The sequence below is a fragment of the Paenibacillus sp. GCM10027626 genome (assembly GCF_042676285.1).
Classification (GTDB): Bacteria; Bacillota; Bacilli; order Paenibacillales; family Paenibacillaceae; genus Paenibacillus_Z.
This window is the reverse complement of sequence record NZ_JBHTHC010000001.1, coordinates 660,674-677,253: the sequence shown is the minus strand read 5'-3', so window position 1 is coordinate 677,253 and position 16,580 is coordinate 660,674. Positions and strand designations below refer to the sequence as shown.

General features: G+C 47.6%; 17 protein-coding genes. 9 read left to right on the top strand and 8 right to left on the bottom strand.

What is annotated here, in order from left to right; all coding sequences use genetic code 11:
- Positions 1 to 10 precede the first annotated feature (10 nt).
- The 3 genes from ACFQ0N_RS03275 to ACFQ0N_RS03265 are packed head-to-tail and all read left to right on the top strand — an operon-like array spanning position 11 to position 2,869.
- Positions 11 to 1,666, top strand: a complete 1,656-nt coding sequence (locus ACFQ0N_RS03275; protein ID WP_379322904.1) for a thiamine pyrophosphate-binding protein — start codon at positions 11 to 13, stop codon at positions 1,664 to 1,666.
- Positions 1,667 to 1,686: 20 nt separating this feature from the next.
- On the top strand, positions 1,687 to 2,586 hold the full coding sequence (locus tag ACFQ0N_RS03270; RefSeq protein WP_379322903.1) for an SDR family oxidoreductase: 900 nt from the start codon (positions 1,687 to 1,689) through the stop codon (positions 2,584 to 2,586).
- 43 nt (positions 2,587 to 2,629) lie between these two features.
- On the top strand, positions 2,630 to 2,869 hold the full coding sequence (locus ACFQ0N_RS03265; protein ID WP_379322902.1) for a hypothetical protein: 240 nt from the start codon (positions 2,630 to 2,632) through the stop codon (positions 2,867 to 2,869).
- 57 nt (positions 2,870 to 2,926) lie between these two features.
- On the opposite strand, the gene ACFQ0N_RS03260 is transcribed toward ACFQ0N_RS03265, so the two are convergent.
- Positions 2,927 to 4,297, bottom strand: a complete 1,371-nt coding sequence (locus ACFQ0N_RS03260) for an aminotransferase-like domain-containing protein (protein ID WP_379322901.1) — start codon at positions 4,295 to 4,297, stop codon at positions 2,927 to 2,929.
- A gap of 146 nt (positions 4,298 to 4,443) precedes the next feature.
- Here ACFQ0N_RS03260 and ACFQ0N_RS03255 point away from each other — a divergent pair, with 146 nt between their 5' ends.
- Positions 4,444 to 5,367, top strand: coding sequence for a DMT family transporter (locus ACFQ0N_RS03255; RefSeq protein WP_379322900.1), 924 nt, complete (start codon positions 4,444 to 4,446; stop codon positions 5,365 to 5,367).
- A 186-nt stretch (positions 5,368 to 5,553) separates the two neighbouring features.
- Here ACFQ0N_RS03255 and ACFQ0N_RS03250 read toward each other — a convergent pair whose 3' ends face one another.
- Both ACFQ0N_RS03250 and ACFQ0N_RS03245 read right to left on the bottom strand, forming a co-directional pair.
- On the bottom strand, positions 5,554 to 6,279 hold the full coding sequence (locus ACFQ0N_RS03250) for a class F sortase (RefSeq protein WP_379322899.1): 726 nt from the start codon (positions 6,277 to 6,279) through the stop codon (positions 5,554 to 5,556).
- A gap of 54 nt (positions 6,280 to 6,333) precedes the next feature.
- Positions 6,334 to 6,576, bottom strand: a complete 243-nt coding sequence (locus tag ACFQ0N_RS03245; RefSeq protein ID WP_379322898.1) for a hypothetical protein — start codon at positions 6,574 to 6,576, stop codon at positions 6,334 to 6,336.
- A gap of 404 nt (positions 6,577 to 6,980) precedes the next feature.
- Here ACFQ0N_RS03245 and ACFQ0N_RS03240 point away from each other — a divergent pair, with 404 nt between their 5' ends.
- Positions 6,981 to 7,772 (top strand): polysaccharide deacetylase family protein, encoded by a 792-nt coding sequence (locus tag ACFQ0N_RS03240; protein ID WP_379322999.1) that lies wholly within the window; start codon positions 6,981 to 6,983, stop codon positions 7,770 to 7,772.
- A 12-nt stretch (positions 7,773 to 7,784) separates the two neighbouring features.
- Here the strand turns inward: ACFQ0N_RS03240 and ACFQ0N_RS03235 are convergent, their stop codons facing one another.
- The 3 genes from ACFQ0N_RS03235 to ACFQ0N_RS03225 all read right to left on the bottom strand — a co-directional run bounded on the left by ACFQ0N_RS03235 (position 7,785) and on the right by ACFQ0N_RS03225 (position 10,969).
- Entirely contained in the window at positions 7,785 to 8,855 is a 1,071-nt protein-coding gene (locus ACFQ0N_RS03235; RefSeq protein ID WP_379322897.1) for a hypothetical protein, read from the bottom strand.
- A gap of 78 nt (positions 8,856 to 8,933) precedes the next feature.
- Positions 8,934 to 10,307 carry a sensor histidine kinase gene (locus ACFQ0N_RS03230; RefSeq protein ID WP_379322896.1) on the bottom strand — a complete coding sequence of 458 codons (1,374 nt, stop codon included), beginning with the start codon at positions 10,305 to 10,307 and terminating at the stop codon, positions 8,934 to 8,936.
- Positions 10,304 to 10,969, bottom strand: a complete 666-nt coding sequence (locus ACFQ0N_RS03225; RefSeq protein ID WP_379322895.1) for a response regulator transcription factor — start codon at positions 10,967 to 10,969, stop codon at positions 10,304 to 10,306. The genes ACFQ0N_RS03230 and ACFQ0N_RS03225 overlap by 4 nt, the downstream gene beginning before the upstream one ends.
- 197 nt (positions 10,970 to 11,166) lie before the next feature.
- On the opposite strand from ACFQ0N_RS03225, the gene ACFQ0N_RS03220 reads away from it, so the two are divergent.
- Complete coding sequence (locus ACFQ0N_RS03220) at positions 11,167 to 12,108, top strand: phosphotransferase enzyme family protein (protein ID WP_379322894.1); 942 nt, start codon at positions 11,167 to 11,169, stop codon at positions 12,106 to 12,108.
- Positions 12,109 to 12,189: 81 nt separating this feature from the next.
- Here ACFQ0N_RS03220 and ACFQ0N_RS03215 read toward each other — a convergent pair whose 3' ends face one another.
- Together ACFQ0N_RS03215 and ACFQ0N_RS03210 are read right to left on the bottom strand one after the other, a co-directional pair.
- Positions 12,190 to 13,029, bottom strand: coding sequence for an alpha/beta fold hydrolase (locus ACFQ0N_RS03215; RefSeq protein ID WP_379322893.1), 840 nt, complete (start codon positions 13,027 to 13,029; stop codon positions 12,190 to 12,192).
- Positions 13,013 to 13,615 carry a shikimate kinase gene (locus ACFQ0N_RS03210; RefSeq protein WP_379322892.1) on the bottom strand — a complete coding sequence of 201 codons (603 nt, stop codon included), beginning with the start codon at positions 13,613 to 13,615 and terminating at the stop codon, positions 13,013 to 13,015. Before ACFQ0N_RS03210 ends, ACFQ0N_RS03215 begins: the two co-directional genes overlap by 17 nt.
- 84 nt (positions 13,616 to 13,699) lie before the next feature.
- Here ACFQ0N_RS03210 and ACFQ0N_RS03205 point away from each other — a divergent pair, with 84 nt between their 5' ends.
- The 3 genes from ACFQ0N_RS03205 to ACFQ0N_RS03195 all read left to right on the top strand — a co-directional run bounded on the left by ACFQ0N_RS03205 (position 13,700) and on the right by ACFQ0N_RS03195 (position 16,512).
- Positions 13,700 to 14,041 carry a hypothetical protein gene (locus ACFQ0N_RS03205; RefSeq protein WP_379322891.1) on the top strand — a complete coding sequence of 114 codons (342 nt, stop codon included), beginning with the start codon at positions 13,700 to 13,702 and terminating at the stop codon, positions 14,039 to 14,041.
- 124 nt (positions 14,042 to 14,165) lie between these two features.
- Positions 14,166 to 15,014, top strand: coding sequence for an AraC family transcriptional regulator (locus ACFQ0N_RS03200; RefSeq protein WP_379322890.1), 849 nt, complete (start codon positions 14,166 to 14,168; stop codon positions 15,012 to 15,014).
- Between the two features lie 112 nt (positions 15,015 to 15,126).
- Positions 15,127 to 16,512, top strand: coding sequence for an ADP-ribosylglycohydrolase family protein (locus tag ACFQ0N_RS03195; protein WP_379322889.1), 1,386 nt, complete (start codon positions 15,127 to 15,129; stop codon positions 16,510 to 16,512).
- Positions 16,513 to 16,580 lie beyond the last annotated feature (68 nt).

Here is a 16,580-nt window from a genome sequence, read left to right as displayed (position 1 = left end):
GCGCTGTTTCATGCCAAACCTAGTAACGGAGTTAAACAAGCATGCCCCGCCTTCTCCCCTCCCCCCTTCCCTGACAGCAGCCGAAATGATACTGGAGCAGCTTCGTCTTTGGGGAGTTAAACGGATATACGGTGTTGTTGGGGACGCTATTTTTGGGCTGCTTGACGCGATTGCGAAACAAGAGGCGCTTTCATTTATCGCTGTCAAGCATGAGTCCGCCGCTGCCATGATGGCTTCGGCAGAGGCGAAATTAACCGGCCGGATTGGCGTTTGCATCGCGCAAATGGGACCAGGGCTCGCCAATCTGATCAATGGGCTCGGAGATGCTTTTATGGACAAAGCCCCTGTACTTGCGATAACCGGCGACGCACCGCTTGATAAAATCGGCACTAGCTACAAGCAGGCTGTTAACCAGCAGCAATTGATGCAAGCCGTTTCCTCCTATAGTCAATTGGTTGTTCATCCGAAAGCCGTATTTGCATCACTTGCAAGGGCTATACAAATGTCTGTTCAACATCAAACTGTTTCACATTTGTCCATTCCGGCTGATGTTTTTGAACAGGCTGCAACCATTCAGCCCTACGAGCAGCCTTATATGCCCGCGCTGTATGCCGATCCGGCAGCAATTCAACAAGCGCTGCAATTCATGCGGAACTCCAAGCGGCCTGTCATGCTGGTCGGCAGCAAAGCAGAAGCAGAATCGGAAGCCATTCACAGGCTGGCTGAAAAATGGGGATGCGCCATCGCTATGAGCTATGGCGCGATTGGAAAAGTCCCGGCTTCTCTGCCCTTTATGCTAAACGGGCTTGGAGAAGGGGGCAATCCGTTTCTCCCCCCTCTATTCAAACAGGCCGACGTTGTACTCGCTTTAGATACATCTTGGTGGCCGGAAGGATTGGTTCCGGACACTGCACGGGTAATTCATCTCGTCAATCATCCGATAAAACTCGGGACTTCCATCCCCGTGAATGTCGGACTGGTTGGAGATATGCCCAACATCATCGCAAAATTGCTGGCAGGATTAGAACAATTTAAACCCGATCCGGATTGGATTGAGCAGATCAGGCAATGCCGTCAAGCATGGTTCACGCAAAATGAAAAGGAGAGAAATCAGGCTGCCTCGCCCCTTCACCCCGCCAATATCGTTAAAATTGTGGAGCAAAATATCGCGGAGGATGGTGTCATTGCCTTAGATGAAGGCGACTCGACGCTATGGTTTCTAAGAAATTTTCGGGCCAAAGACCACCGTTTCCTTCTTTCAGAACGTTGGCGGACGATGGGATTCGGTTTGCCTGCCGCAATCGCAGCAAAGCTAATCTTGCCGGAAAAACAAATCGTTTGTATTACGGGGGACGGCGGCTTGGAAATGGTCATGGCCGAACTGCTTACAGCGGTAAAATATGGCTTGCCGATCACCGTTATTGTTTTCAACAACGGCACCTTGCAAATGGAACAGGACAAAATGGATATGAAGGGACTGCAGCCTGAAGGTACAAACCTTGCCAATCCGGATTTCGCCAAAGTAGCGGAAGCCTGCGGATGGAGCTCCCAGCGGATTGAAACAGCCGAACAGCTGGAAGCAGCATTAAAAAGATCGTTGTCCGGGAACAAACCGGCATTACTGGACGTGTTTACTACGCAAATTCCACACCCCGATTTTAAATAAATAAAAAGGAGAGCAAATCGATGGCAACGACAACACAAGCTCCAAATCAATCACAGCCCCAGCTGCAGCCTCTCCCCCCTTATCCGTCCCAGCATCAAAACCAGCAGCCGGGTATTGAGGCTCTTATGAACCCAAGGCCAATATTTGATAATCCGGATTACAAGGGCAGCGGAAAGTTAAAGGATACAGTGGCGATCATTACTGGCGGCGACAGCGGCCAAGGACGGGCTATAGCCGTCGCTTTCGCCAAAGAAGGCGCGGATGTCGCCATCGTTTATTTGAATGAGCATAACGACGCCGCAGAGACCAAACAGCTTGTAGAACAAAAAGGCCGGCGTTGCTTGACCATTGCCGGCGATATCGGCAGTGAACCATTCTGCAAACAGGTGGCGGCGCAAACGGTCGAGCATTTTGGGAAGCTGGATATTTTAGTTAACAACGCGGCGGAACAGTATGTTCAGAACAGCATTGAGGATATCACTTCCGAACAAATGGAGAAGACATTCCGGACGAACTTCTTCTCAATTTTTTATTTAACTAAGGCGGCTCTGCCTCATTTGAAACAAGGGGCCTCCATTGTTAACGCAGCATCGCTGACTGCCTATGAAGGCAATGAGCAGCTGATGGATTACTCGGCAACCAAAGGGGCGATCGTGGCCTTTACCCGTTCTTTGTCAAAATCGCTGCAAGAGAGAGGCATCCGGGTCAACGGCGTTGTCCCCGGAACGATCTGGACTCCGCTCATTCCTGCTTCCTTCCCGGCCGAACAAGTGGCGAATTGGGGTGCAAAGACGCCGATGAAACGGGCGGGACAGCCTTATGAAATTGCTCCTGCTTATGTGTATCTCGCTTCGGAGGATTCTTCTTACGTTTCCGGGCAGTTTATTCATGTGACCGGCGGCGTCGTTATGAATGGATAACGCTACTTACCATAGGACAGGTTAATGAAAAGGAGGCTGAAAAATGGATAAAAAAGATGATAAGGTATACTCGGAGCTGGCCACTGTGGAGTCTCAGCGCAACGAGTTGACTGCAGAGGAATTTCCGGATGGCGCGTACGGAGCCGATATTCAGCCGGCGGCGAACGGCAAAAGCACACCGTGGCGGAAGGATCAGCATGTCATTAATCCTTTCGGATTTGAAAATAAAGAACTGCATGAAGATTTGCCACGTGACTATCCGCCGGATTATGATCCTGAATAATTGATTTTGGCCCAGCATACAGAGCAGAGTAGTTCCGGAAAGCGGAGCTGCTCTTTTTCATTTTCGCATCGTTTGATGTTTGGACATTTCCTTAGACAGTATGGAAGCGAGCCGCATGATACCTGCTTCGATATTCGCTTCCTGCACATGGCTGGCATTCAATTTTAACAAATGATTTTGCAAATATCCGGGCAAGTAGTGTTTATCCAGCGGCTCCAGCAGCACATTGTGATTTTTCAACTGTTTGATGATTCCGGGAACGGATAGACGCTTATCCAATACAAGATGTGTATGGATGCTTGGATATTTTAAAGCCGGAAACGTAAATGCGTCTTCGCAAGTTAGTGCTTCCCGCCTCAGCGACTCATCCAATTTTCTCGCCCTGCTAATGTAAGCCTCCCGTATCTTTTCTCTATGTCGGGCAAACATCCCGCTTTTGATGTAAATCTCAAGCGCTCCCTGTGAGAGCATTGAACTGTCGATATCGATCGAACGTTTGTAGCGGGTAAAAATCTCGACTAACGCCTCCGGCAAAACCGCTACCCCGATACGCAGCCCGGGAAAAATAATTTTGGAATAGCTTTTCAAATAAATAACACGAGCATCCTGATCATACGAAAACAACGGATCGGCCTTGCTATTTTGCTCCAAATCGGCCAAATGATCGTCCTCTACCAAATAGACATCGTATTTTTGAGCTAGTGTTACAATCTCTTTTTTCTGCCGCTCTGCATAGGAAGTGCCCAGAGGAGTGTGAAATCGGGGAATCGTATAAAAAAACTTGATGTCCCTTGTCCGAAACAGCTGCTCCAATTGATCCAGATCGATCCCCTTTGCTGTTCTATAAATACCTTCTACCGGGACTTGATGAGTCAGCAAATGATCGATAAATAAATGATAGCCTGGCTGCTCGATTAAGATGTTTTTTTTGCCATTGGGAAAAGGGATCGCTGCAAGCAGTGCCAATGCCATTTGCACGCCTGACGTAATGATAATGTTTCGTTCCTCTGTAAATACTTGCGAATCTGCCAGCTGATGGCGCATAACGGTTAGCAGAGAAGGCAGCCCTCTTGGCGTGCCGTAAATGAACAGGTCATTTTTATACATATCGATCGCTTTATTAATACAATGCTGGAAATCGAGATAAGGAAATAGATCCGGATCAGGGGCAGAGGCCGCAAAATCGATCGGATTATTCCCGCTTTTCTCTCCTCGGCCGCTCGTCTGAACGACATAATAGCCGCTCTTGGGCACGGAATAAATCATATGCCGGCGTTCGAGCTCTTCAAGCGCCGCAAGTACGGTGCTCTTACTGCAGCTGTACTGTTCGGACAAAGCGCGAATCGAAGGAAGCTTTCCCCCTTGCTTGAACGTGCTGTTTTTAATATTGGCCTCCAGTTCATGAAATAGCTGCATATATTTAAGCACAAAACCACTCCTTTTATCCATCTGTACCGGTATAGATCGCTTTTTTCGTTATTGTATCACAGAAAATTGACCCTTACTATTAAAGAGAATCATCGATGATTTCATTAACTTGCAAGCTGTAAAGAGAAAGTAAGGAGTGGATTTTCATGAATAAATCACATACTGGGCGCGCTTATGCAGCCGCTTTGTTATATGCTTTCATTATCGGATTTTCTTTTATGTTTGTGAAACTGGCTCTCTCAGCTTCGCATCCATTGGACACGCTGGCGCACCGGTTTACTATTTCGTTATTGGCGGCTGCAGCGGCCTTATTCATAACTGGCAGGCGCATCCGTTTTGATCTTAAGGGATTGCTGGCGATTATTCCGGCAGCTTTATTTTACCCGTTTCTATTTTTCGCTTTTCAAACCTTTGGTCTTGTGTACACCACTTCAGCTGAAGCAGGAATTATTCATGCGCTTGTTCCCATTTTTACGATGGTCTTGGCAACCATTTTTCTGAAAGAGCGTTCGACATGGATACAGAAACTGTTCACGTTATTAACGGTAGCGGGCGTCGTGTTTATTTTCGTTATGAAAGGCGTGCAATTGAATGCTTCGAGTTTGCTCGGCGTTGCACTTGTACTGCTATCGGCTATTTCTTCGGCCGCTTATAGCGTACTGGCCCGCAAACTGACACAGCAATATCATCTGCTTGATATCACTTTTATCATGTCGTTAATCGGATTTATATCTTTCAATTTGATATCGGTGGCGCGTCATACGGTTGAAGGGACGTTAACTCACTATTTCGATCCTTTCACATCCCCTTCATTTATATGGGCGATGGTGTATCTTGGCCTTTTTTCCTCATTAGGAAGTTCATTGCTTTCTAATTATGCCTTGTCAAAAATAGAAGCTTCCAAAATGAGCTTGTTCAACAATGTCGGGACAATTATCACGATGTTTGGCGGTGCCGTCTTCCTGAATGAGGAGCTGGCGTACTATCATCTCGTCGGTGCTGTCATGGTTATTGGCGGCATCATTGGTGCAGCATTTTCTAAACAAGTGAAAGGCTTCTTCAAAATATAAGAAAGAAGTATAAGTTTTACCTTATACCTAGCTTATATTTCTAAGGGAAGAAACTTGCTGCGCCTCAAGGACGGCGTCAGCCGTTTCTTCTTGACACAAAGAAAGCCAAGCGCATGCCGGAAATTGCGAGCAAAGGCTAAGCTTAAAAAGCAGATTAGATCGCGGCGGGAGACAGCCTGCCTGCTTCTAACCTGCTTTTTCTTGTTTGCATCCTTCGGTTGGCGCGACCCGCTTCGTAAAGACGACCAATCTGGCCTGATGTTCCTTTTTCTTGCGGCTATATTTGCCGGCACAAGTAATAAGATTCAAGCGCGACTCTTTGGCCGGTCCGAAAATTCTTTGCAAAGGCGCATCAGCGGTTTTGAATATTTCTACTGATTCGACGGAAAATCTGATTTTACAGCCGCTTTTGCTTTTGACGTAGACATCATCCCCTGCTTTAAGCCTGTTGAGGCGAAAAAAGACAGCAGGTCCGGTGTATGAATCGACATGACCATCCATAGCGGCATTTCCCGGCTCTCCAGGCAATATGCCGTCAGCAAGATATCCGATTTCATCCGTGCTGCTGGGTACTCCCATTTGGCCGTTACCCAGCACCGGCACAGGCTGGACGCGGGCATGGAGCTTAATGGCCGGAATATATAAGATGTCTGGTACAATCCCGTCATCAAGTTTAAGAGGAAGCTTGATTTCGTCATTTTTTGCGGCTGGCTTTGGCTTCATCTCCACTTTTGGAGACGGTTTTGGCTCGGCTTGCGGTGCTGGTTTTGGCTCGGCTTTTGGAGCTGGTTCTGGCTCTGTCAAGGGAGGGACATTGCCGCTCTGTTGTTCACGTTCATTAGCCTTTGAGCAAGCAGTACAGGCCACCATTAATATCATCCATGCTACAATAAGAAATATCCATTTTTTCATAATGATAAAGAAAGAGGGGCATGATAGCAAGCATCTCCCCTCTTTTTTGCTCTCCTATTCGGTTTGCTCGCTCGCTCCGCCGAAACCGGTTTTTGGCATTTTTACTGCTTTTGCTTTCATGCTTTTTGCATGCAGTTTTTTGCCGTGAGCTTTGGCTTTAGCATGCATTTTATGCGTTTTTTTAGTAACATGCTTCGCATGGTGCTTTGTGTCCACAGGAGCAGCAGATGCAAAAGCTGCAGAGCTTGCTGTTAAAAGCACACATGCAGATACGATACTGATAGCTAGTTTCTTCATTTTTTGTTGCCTCCTTTTTGTTATGAGGGATGAACCCTTCTACATATTGCCCTTCATCTTTTTTCAATATCAGTGTTAGTTATTACCATGGCCGCCTTTGGCTGAAGCGAGAAGGTCCCTGCATATAATTGAGGGGGATTTGGGAAACTGTATCAGAAGCAGTTCAAAAACGTTTAAATCGGTGAAAACAATTGATGAAAAGAATAAATATTTTATTCCTTATAATAGCAGCTGTGGCTACTGGGATAGGAATGCGACCTGTTCAAGCTGAAGCTTTAAAAAGGTTTCAGCGCGCTCATCATTTGCCGTCAAATGGGGTCGTTTCGTTGAAAGTTTATGAGGAATTGGGGCTGTTCGAATAGCCGAATTATGGGGGGATAACGCCAGTGTCAAATTTACGCGTCATGGCTGTATTTTGTTGTATTTGTTTGATCGCAACGACCGGATTTTCTTCAATCCCGGCCAAACATGGGCGAGCTTATTATGAATCGCGCGGAGAAGTCATATGGGATGTTCCGACTGATGAAAAAGTAATCGCTTTGACCTTCGATGATGGGCCTAATCCAAAAACTACACCGAAAATTTTGGATCTTCTAAAGAAATATGATGCAAAAGCTACCTTCTTCGTTATTGGCTTTCGTATGGACAGATTCCCCGACATTGTAAAAAGAGAAGTGGCAGAAGGCCATGAAATAGCTAATCATACGAATGACCACGTTTATTTCAAGCGCAGTGTCGGTCAGGATACGATCGATGAGCAGCTTCGCATAGCCAACCGCAAAATTAAAGAACTGGCCGGTCAGACTTCGCCATGGTTTCGGCCGCCAGGCGGGTTTTATAACGATAAGGTCATCAGTGCGGCGAAGCGGCATGGGCAAACGGTAGTCCTTTGGTCGTGGAATCAGGATACGAGAGATTGGAGTTCTCCGGGTGTGAGGAAGATTGTAGATAAAGTGCTGCGCAATGCCCAAAATGGAAATATCGTCCTGCTTCACGATCACGTCAGCGGATCAAGAACACAGACCGTTAAAGCGCTGGAGATTATTTTGCCGGAGCTGAAGAAGAGAGGCTACCGCATGGTGACAGTGTCGGAATTGATGAAGTACAGACGACCCGCCAAGGCAAACGGCCATCAAGACACTGCTGCAGCGCAGCCCCCTTCCCTTCCTGATTATGCTTTTCCGTCTTTCAAATAAAATGCAGTCGGATTATGTACTGCTTTTGGCCGGCTCGTAAACCAGACAGCGCAAGCTCTGGTCAGGATAGCGAAGCTCTGCTGTATAGGAGCTTCCGTCCTTTAAAGCAACCTTGATCGCAACAACCCCGAGTTTATCATATATTGCCTTCTGCAAATAAGTGATTTTTTCGATTTCGCGCTTCTCTCCCGCTTTATCAGTCACAATGGATTGCGCGATTTCAACCCAACTGCTGTCCCGCTTGATTGACCGGTAAAGCTCGGGCGTGATCGGCGTTCTTTTGTAAGCTGAATTGAAAATAGTCGTATCGATAACGGCCCCGCTCAACGAGTCAATAAAGACATCATACATCATGTAGTCTTTGCCGTTTGCCCGCAGCGCCTCAACTTTGTAAGGCTGGAAGTGGACGAGCCACATTCCTTTTTGCCCGGGTCCAAATTTGTTGTAGGCAGCCGATACCTCAAGTTTCGAGGCATCGAAGTCAAACAGACTCGCGATGCTTTTCAGCGCTTTGTCGATTGCTTCTTGTTTACTAATATCCTTCTGGTCAGGCTGCGGCCGCTCTATGCGCTGAGCCAAAGCAAAGTTGACACGTGCGGTCCAATCGATATACTGAAGCAGCTCCTCATTGGACAGCGATTGTTTCGGAAACACTAGGATATCTTTATTCAGATCCAGGTAGAAGCGGGCCTCGCCAGCTTTAAGCGGCAGCTTATTTTCCGGACGGAGACCATCGTAAATATACTGCTGCTTCAGCTCCTTCAGCCGTTTTTCCTCCTGTACGCTCATTTTACGTGTACCTTCCGCGCTTTCCCGTTTGCTGCTGTCCATATACTTGTAAATCTGCTCCATTTCTTCAGCAGTCATGGCCTGCTTTAAATACTCCTCGACTGTAGATACAGGCGCTTTATCCTTCACGTACAAGATCGGAACAATATCGCTAGCCGAATTGCTGGGCGGCAGCTTTTGCTGCATTTTTTGCGTGGAAGCTGAAATATGCGGCACTGCAAAGGCACTCGCTCCAAGCATCCCGCCGGAAATGGCGAATACGGCAAGCAATGCCGGCAAACTTTTTCTTTTCATGATTTACATCCTCCTAAACGTAATGGGCTGCTTCAGCCTAAGTCATACTTTAAACAAGCTATGTTATGAAATGGACTGCTACTTGTTAGGAAGTTGTAAAAGAATGCGGATTGCTGATCCTTCGTTCTCCATTGACTCAAGCTCTAGCCTGGCATCATGCGCATCGGCGATTTGCCGACAGATCGACAGCCCGAGGCCGGCGCCTCCATGCTTGCGGGAGCGGGCATGGTCCACACGATAGAAAGGCTCAAATACATGTTTCAAATGTTCGGCGCTCATCCCTTTCCCGAAATCGCGAACCTCCAGCACAGTCGATGAACGCTGCTCCTGTTCTTGCCAATGCTCAAAGGCTTTCAAGCTGATCTCGGAGCCGGCAGAGGAAGCATGGATTGCATTTTCAATGCAATTGACCAAAAACGATTTCAATAAATCGGCATCCCCCCACACGCTGGCGATTGTGCGTTCCACAACAAGCTTGAGTCCGGCATGCTCCAGGTTTTGCCCTTCCATCTGCTGGACCGCGGCGAATAATTCCTCCACGTTCACTTCAGTCCGTTCTATCGGCTGCCCCCGCAGCGTCGACAGCTCGAGCAGTTTAAAGACTAAATTTTTGAGACGCAAAGTTTCATTCCAGATATGGCCGCTTGCCGTCACCCGCTCTTCCTCGCCTATGTTAGCGGAATTCAAATATTGTGCAAAGCCTTGCATGCTTGTTAATGGCGTGCGCAGCTCATGAGCCAGGTTATCGACAATTCTTTGCTTCTCCTCGGCCATATCGGACAATTCCGTTACATGCCGTTCTACAGCCTCCGCCATTTGATTGAAATTTTGCGCCAGTTCGCCGAACTCATCGTTATTGCGCAGCGCAATCCGCTCTGAGTAATTTCCTGCGGCGATTGTTTCTGTTGAGCTGGAAAGCTGCCGCAACGGCTTGGTTAAGCGCCGGATCAGCACATATAACGCTAAAGCGAGCAGCGGCCCGGCGGTGCAATTAATATAAACAAAGTAACGATTCAATTCTGCCTGGCTCGCATACAACTCCTCAATATTGCGCTTATAGACGAGCTCAATGTGACCATACGGAGCCGGCAGCTCGCTTGCCGCCGCGATTTCATTGCTTGCTGCTATTGATTCACGATCGTCTGCATAAATAAGCTGGTCCTGTTTGTGGTCCCAGAGCTGCAAAGAAATTTTTTGCTTATGGTAGTAATCGATGTAGGAACGCGCTACCTCCGCCAATACAGCTTCATTGATCAGCATGCCGCGTGACGCAATCGAGTTCAAATTCTCATAAATATTGTTGGCAATGAGCGCCTGCTCGCGGTCAGCCCTCTGCTGCTCCCGAGCTATATTAAGCGCCCAGCTTTTGTTCATAATCATCAACACGCTGATATCGAGCGCGATAATGAACAGCGCGAGCACTAGCAGCAGCGATTTCTGCCAAAATTTCACGCACCCCCCTCCACTTCCAGACGGTAGCCAAGTTTATAGACCGTTTTAATACGTTCCTCCCAGCCGAGCTTCTTGCGCAATTGTCGGATATGGACATCGACGGTGCGGGTCTCGCCGGCGAAATCATAACCCCAGGCTAGTTCCAGCAGCCGCTCTCTCGAGAGTGCAATATTTTTATTCTGAATTAACACCTCCAGCAGCTCGAATTCTCTCGCCGTCAGTTCGATAACGCTGCCGTTTTGATAAACCTGCCTTTCCTCCAGGCGAATCTCGATGCCGTCGATCACGATGCTTTGCTCTGCCGTTGGGCTGCGGCGCAGCACGACATTAATGCGGGCAAGCATTTCCAAAATTTCGAACGGCTTAATAATATAATCTTCAGCCCCCAGCTCGAAGCCGGTTATACGGTCCGTCAGGGAATCCTTGGCAGTAATCATAATGACTGGCAACTGTCGGCTGCGCAGCCGCTGCATCAATTCAAAGCCGTCCAATTCCGGCAGCATGACATCCAGCAATATGAGATCAAGCGGTTCCCGTTCAATGATTGACAGCGCTTCTGCACCGGTAAATGCCTTTATGTACTGATGGCCGACAAGCTTCAAATTCATTGTAATTAAATCGCTGATCGGCTGTTCGTCTTCTACAACTAAAATTTTTGCCACTTTCGCTCACCTTTCTAAATACAATTCAGCAATAGCCGTTGTTATTCGACAACGATGCTGAATTTCCTCTTAGCGTTCAAGAAAGCGATGGGAATTTCGCCAAACGAGTATCGATTTCGCACGAAATAAAAGGTATTTGCAGCTGCTGGCTGGAATTAATAACGATTACGTGCGACTGTTAAAAGGAGAATGGTTTGATGAATGAACAATGGGTACGTCCTCTATTGCGTGAGCGATTAGGCTGTCAGCCATCCAGTCTGAACTTGATTGGCGGTTACCATAACAATGTGTACGAGCTCTCCGCCGACGAGGCGATTATTATCAAGGTTTATAACAGAATGGACACGGCTGCCGCACTTGTTTTGGCCGAACTGGAATGGACGGCATATTTGCATGCGCATGGCGTAAATACCGCCGAACCTCTCATGCTGAATCATGAAGCTTATATCCATCCATTGGATGATCAACTTTATTTTACAGCCTACAAGAAAATACATGGAACGCCCGTTGATTCCCAGGATCAGACGATCTGGAACAGCCGGTTGTTTGTGAAATGGGGAGAAGGGTTGGGCAAAATGCATGCGCTTGCCAGTGCCTATCAAGGTAAAGTACCGCGAATGGCCTGGTCTGACCATCCTCTCTATCAATTCCGTCATTCGCATCTGGATGAGCTAATTCAAGAGAAGTGGGTTAAATATTGCCGTGAATTAGAAAGGATGGACAAAACAAAAGAAACATATGGCTTAATCCACGGCGATCTTCATCATCATAATTTTATAGTCGGCAGTGGAGGCGAACTCATCTTTATCGATTTTGGCGATTGTGAGTATCATTGGTTTGCCTATGATATTGCGATCGCAGTCTATCATGCAGCCTTAACTGTGAAAGATTCTAACAACCGAACAGCTTTTGCGAGAAGCTTCTTTAGCGCCTTTATGGAGGGTTATGCAAAGCATCGTGCTGTGGAGTCATGTATGAGTCAAATTGATTTCTTTATCAATTTCAGGCAGCTTTATTCCTACGTGTACCATATGCATTATCTCGATCAACGAACGCGCACGGAGCAGCAATCACGCGCTTTAGAAGAGCTGAGACATGCTCTGTTGAAGGAAGATTCCTTTCTTGGCTCGTTGCAATGAACAAAGGATCCAAAGGCTTCATCGTTTTAGCAACGGAGGCTGTCTTTGGGTCCTAAAAGAAGCTTGCCGCGGCGGTCAACATTACAGGCCAGTAGTGAAAGATCGAAGCGTTTGGGCAAATTTTTCCGGTTCCTCCAGCATCGGATTGTGCCCGCTTTTTTCGAAAACGACCTTTTTGATCGACGGTACTTTTTCAAGATAGGCATCCCAGAGCGAAATTGGAGAAACTAAATAATCATACTCGCTTAACATGAGCAGACAAGGGGCTTTAAGATGCTGCAGGGCGGATAGAGTGTCGAATGCAGCAAATTCTACTCCCCACAGATAATCCAGAGCCGGCATATTGTTTACCACATCGTCCCACAAATACGCGCCATTGAAGTCGTACTGATAAAAGCTGTGCGCCTGCATGCGAATATTCATATGGCTGAACCGGTGCTCCGGATCTTGTTTAATGTCATTTTCCAGCTTGGCGATTTCCGTGTAGAAATACTGCTTTCTCGCCTCATCCGCTGTTTGTTCAAAATAGGCAATACTCCCCTCCTGCCGCTCCTTCGCATTCGTTGGCGCAAGATTAGCCAGTATCATTGCTGATACCCGCTCGGGATATTTATTGGCGTAAGCCATCGCCATAAATCCGTGTCCAGAATGTCCGAACAGGATGACTTTTGGATCGTTCAATTTCACACGCACCGCTTCAATATCTTCTACAATATCATCAAGCGAGTACGGTGCATTGTCGTTCGCGGACTTTGCAAATCCTCGATGATCAATAAAAACGAGATGCAAATCGGCAAAAACGTCATGCGCGAACAATCTTGGATAATAAATTGCACTGCCGATTACAAAAATAGGTGTGTTTTCTTTCGGTCCTTGCTCTAAAATTGCTAATTTGTAGCCGTCTCTAATGATGTGTTCCATGTTGCTCTCCTTCTTCTTGTTGTGCGCGGCCCAGTTTGAAGGTATCGATTATAATCGCTGCAGTTTCTTCCGGGCTCAAATGGGTATTGTTTATTCGCACATAGTTTTTCTTCTTTAACTCACCTTCAATGGAATTAAGTCTATAATTTTTCATTGAATTTTTCAAATCCTGCTCGGAAAGCTCAACATTTCGTTTCGTCGGTTTATGCGCAAGCCGATGGGGTGTTTTGTTGCGCAGAAGGCGCTTTTCCATATCTGCTTCCAGCTCGACAAAGTATACCTCGCCCCCTTTGGACTCGAAAATATGACAAATTTTATTTACAAAATCCCAGTCGGATTGCTGATCGAAAGCCCATACATATGTGAAAATTAAGCCGTACAGATCACTCCGCGATACAGCCTCCATGATTTCTACCCGGAATAAATCAGTCAAGCGCCATGTTTCCGCACTGAAACCGAAATAAGGATGTAGCAATTCGATGGTCATATGATTGTGGAACAGCTTTAATCCGGTTCTTTTTTCTAGTTCATGCCCTATGGTCATTTTACCGACAGCCTGTGGCCCAAACAGCAACACCAGTTTCATGAGCTTCTCACCTTCCAACACTTTTGTATGATTATACTCTGTTTGCACATAATAACCAAAAAACAAAGGTATAGGTGATGGAAAATGATACAGCATCATGGGGATATTCAAGATTTGCTTGAGGCTTCGGCACAAATTATCGATCATATGCATGAAAGCGGCGTTGAGAAGGAGCAGGCCGAACGGCTTCAGCAACTGCTCCATGCTCAGATGAATTTGCTTTCGAGCGGCGCGACAAAAGAAGAATTCGCCCATCAACTCTCGGAATTAATCGATGCGGCTGATCACAGCAAAGTATTATTTCGAGCTGATGAGCGCTTGCCTGAGCCTTCGTCCATAGAAGCAAAGTCGCATGATGAAATTGACCAACTGAGTATTGCTAAAGTTAACAGCAATCTCGAGAAAATCCGCTCCATGCTCATGTAGTTCATCGGGTTTCACAATACTAACCTCCATTTGCGGAGGTTTTTTTGCATATTATAGGTCTGAAGGCGGCTCTTATTGTATACTTGCCTTATACCATGATTAATGTCGGGGGGCTATGGATGCGATGAAACTGCATATTACATACGATCATCCGATTCCGATCAACGCTTTCGAATGGACGCCTGCCACTAATCGACAGTCGCCTCACATGCATTCAAGTCTGGAAGTCGGTCTCTGCTTGTCAGGCAAAGGCTGTTTCTTCTTCGGCAGTAAACGCTATGCGGCTTGTCCTGGCGATTTATTTATCGTCAATAACGAGGAACGCCATATCGCTCAATCTGACCCGGATGATCCAAGCCGCTACCTCTTTATTAACTTTGATCCGGCGCTGCTGCTCGCGGAGGAGCCCGGCCTTTTGCTGCCCTTCTCCTACCGTTCTACTCATTTTCGCAATCATATTACGAGCGGCTCGCCGCTTGCGAGTGAGCTTACGCCTTGGATACTAGCAATCGCGCAGGAGCTGCGGGAAAAATCCCCCGGCTATTTGGCGATGGCCAAAAGCGCACTGATCCAGTTATGCGGCCGCCTGCTCCGCCATTACAGCGAGCTGCTTAGCGATGACGAGCGGCAGACGATAGTGCAGACGGTGCGTCAAGCACAATCGCTGGCCGCTTTGGTGGAGCGGCGCTTTCGTGAGCCGCTGAGCTTGGTGGGGCTGGCGGACGAGCTGGGTGTAAGTGCATCGCGCGTCAGCCGCGCATTTCTGGAAACGACGGGATACCGCTTCTCTGATTATGTATCCCTCCTGCGTGTCCAGGCCGCCAAGCGGGAGTTGACGGGGACAGACAAAGCGGTTGCCGATATTGCGTTTGAATGCGGCTTTCAAAGCTTGCCGACCTTTTATCGGGTTTTCAAAGACATTGTTGGCGTATCCCCCATTATTTATCGTCAATCTATGGGACTTGTGCAATGAGCAAATAATGAGAAGATTGCCGTTATAATTTAAGAAGTTTTTGCCGCCGCGGGCAGTTATAATGAGTGCATCTGTACGAGATCAATTATTGAACTCAGAAGGGAGCCTTATTATGACAAAATGGATTGGCCTAAGAGAAATCGTCAGTAAGGAGATTATTCAGCGTCGTGAAGAAGGATGTGATGTAAGCGGTTTTGAGGAGCGTCTGGAAGCTGCTGACACGAATGAAGCGAAGCTGATGGAAGTATACCATGCCTTAATGGCGTTAGAGCCCGACGCAGCGTTTAAATATATTGAGCCGTCGGGGCTTGAAGAGATTCGCGCTGAACGTCCTGAAGGGCCGCGCAGCTTGACAAGCAATTGGAATGATGACGAATGGCAAAATAAATTTTACGGCGCCTGGCTTGGCCGCGCGGCCGGTTGTGCCCTTGGCAAACCGTTGGAAGCCCACGCTTTCATGTATGGTTCCGGCGGCCGGCCGGGCTGGCTTAATATAAAGCATTGGTTTGAGGGAGCAGGACAATGGCCAATTCGGCATTATACGCCTAGCAAATCGACTGCTGAAGCGGAGTACAACATTGAAATTGCCCATTGGAGCAGTCTGGAGAGCTGCCGCGATCAGATTCGCTTTATGCAGACAGATGACGATATTCGTTATACCGTTCTCGGCCTGCTTATGCTCGAAGAACGCGGCTTGAACTTTAATCAATGGGATGTTGGCAAGCAGTGGCATCGCCATTTGTCATTTGGCCAGGTATTTACTGCCGAGGCGCAGTCTTATTTGAATTTTGCCCGCGTTACCTCCCATATAAGCGGCAATCAGCCGGATGATTGGGAGAAGCATATTCATTGGGGGCGCTCCTATTTGAACCCATTCCGCGAATGGATTGGCGCGCAGATTCGTGTTGACGGCTATGCTTATGGCGCTGCCGGTCAGCCTCAGCTTGCAGCTGAACTGGCTTGGAAGGACGCCTCCTTCTCTCATGTGAAAAATGGCATTTATGGCGCCATGTTTTGCTCGGCGATGATCGCCGCTGCTTTTGTGGAGACTGATGTAAAACGGATTGTAGAGATCGGACTAAGCGAGATTCCGAAAAACAGCAGGTTGGCCGAAGATATTGCGCTCGCGGTGCGAATTGCCGAGGAGACGGACGACCAAGTCGAGCTGGTAAGTAAAATATGGGAGTCGTTCAAACACTACCATCCTGTTCATACCAATAATAATGCGGCATTATGCGCAGCTGCGCTTATTCATTCCGGCGGCGATTTCGAAAAAGGCATTACGACAGCCGTACTCGGCGGCTGGGACACGGATTGCAACGGTGCAACAGTCGGTTCCGTACTTGGTGCCTCACTTGGAGCCGCGGCGCTGCCCGGGTCGTGGATTGACCCGCTAAACGATACGCTTTATGCAGAAGTGAGCGGCTTCCATCCAATTGCCATCTCGGAATGCGCCCGCAGAAGCTATAACGTCTTCCGCAAATTGCAGCAATCGTAACGGAAAACAGCTGCTGCAGCTGCTGACAGATATGGTACAATAGCCGTATTAACAGATATAGGCTGGTG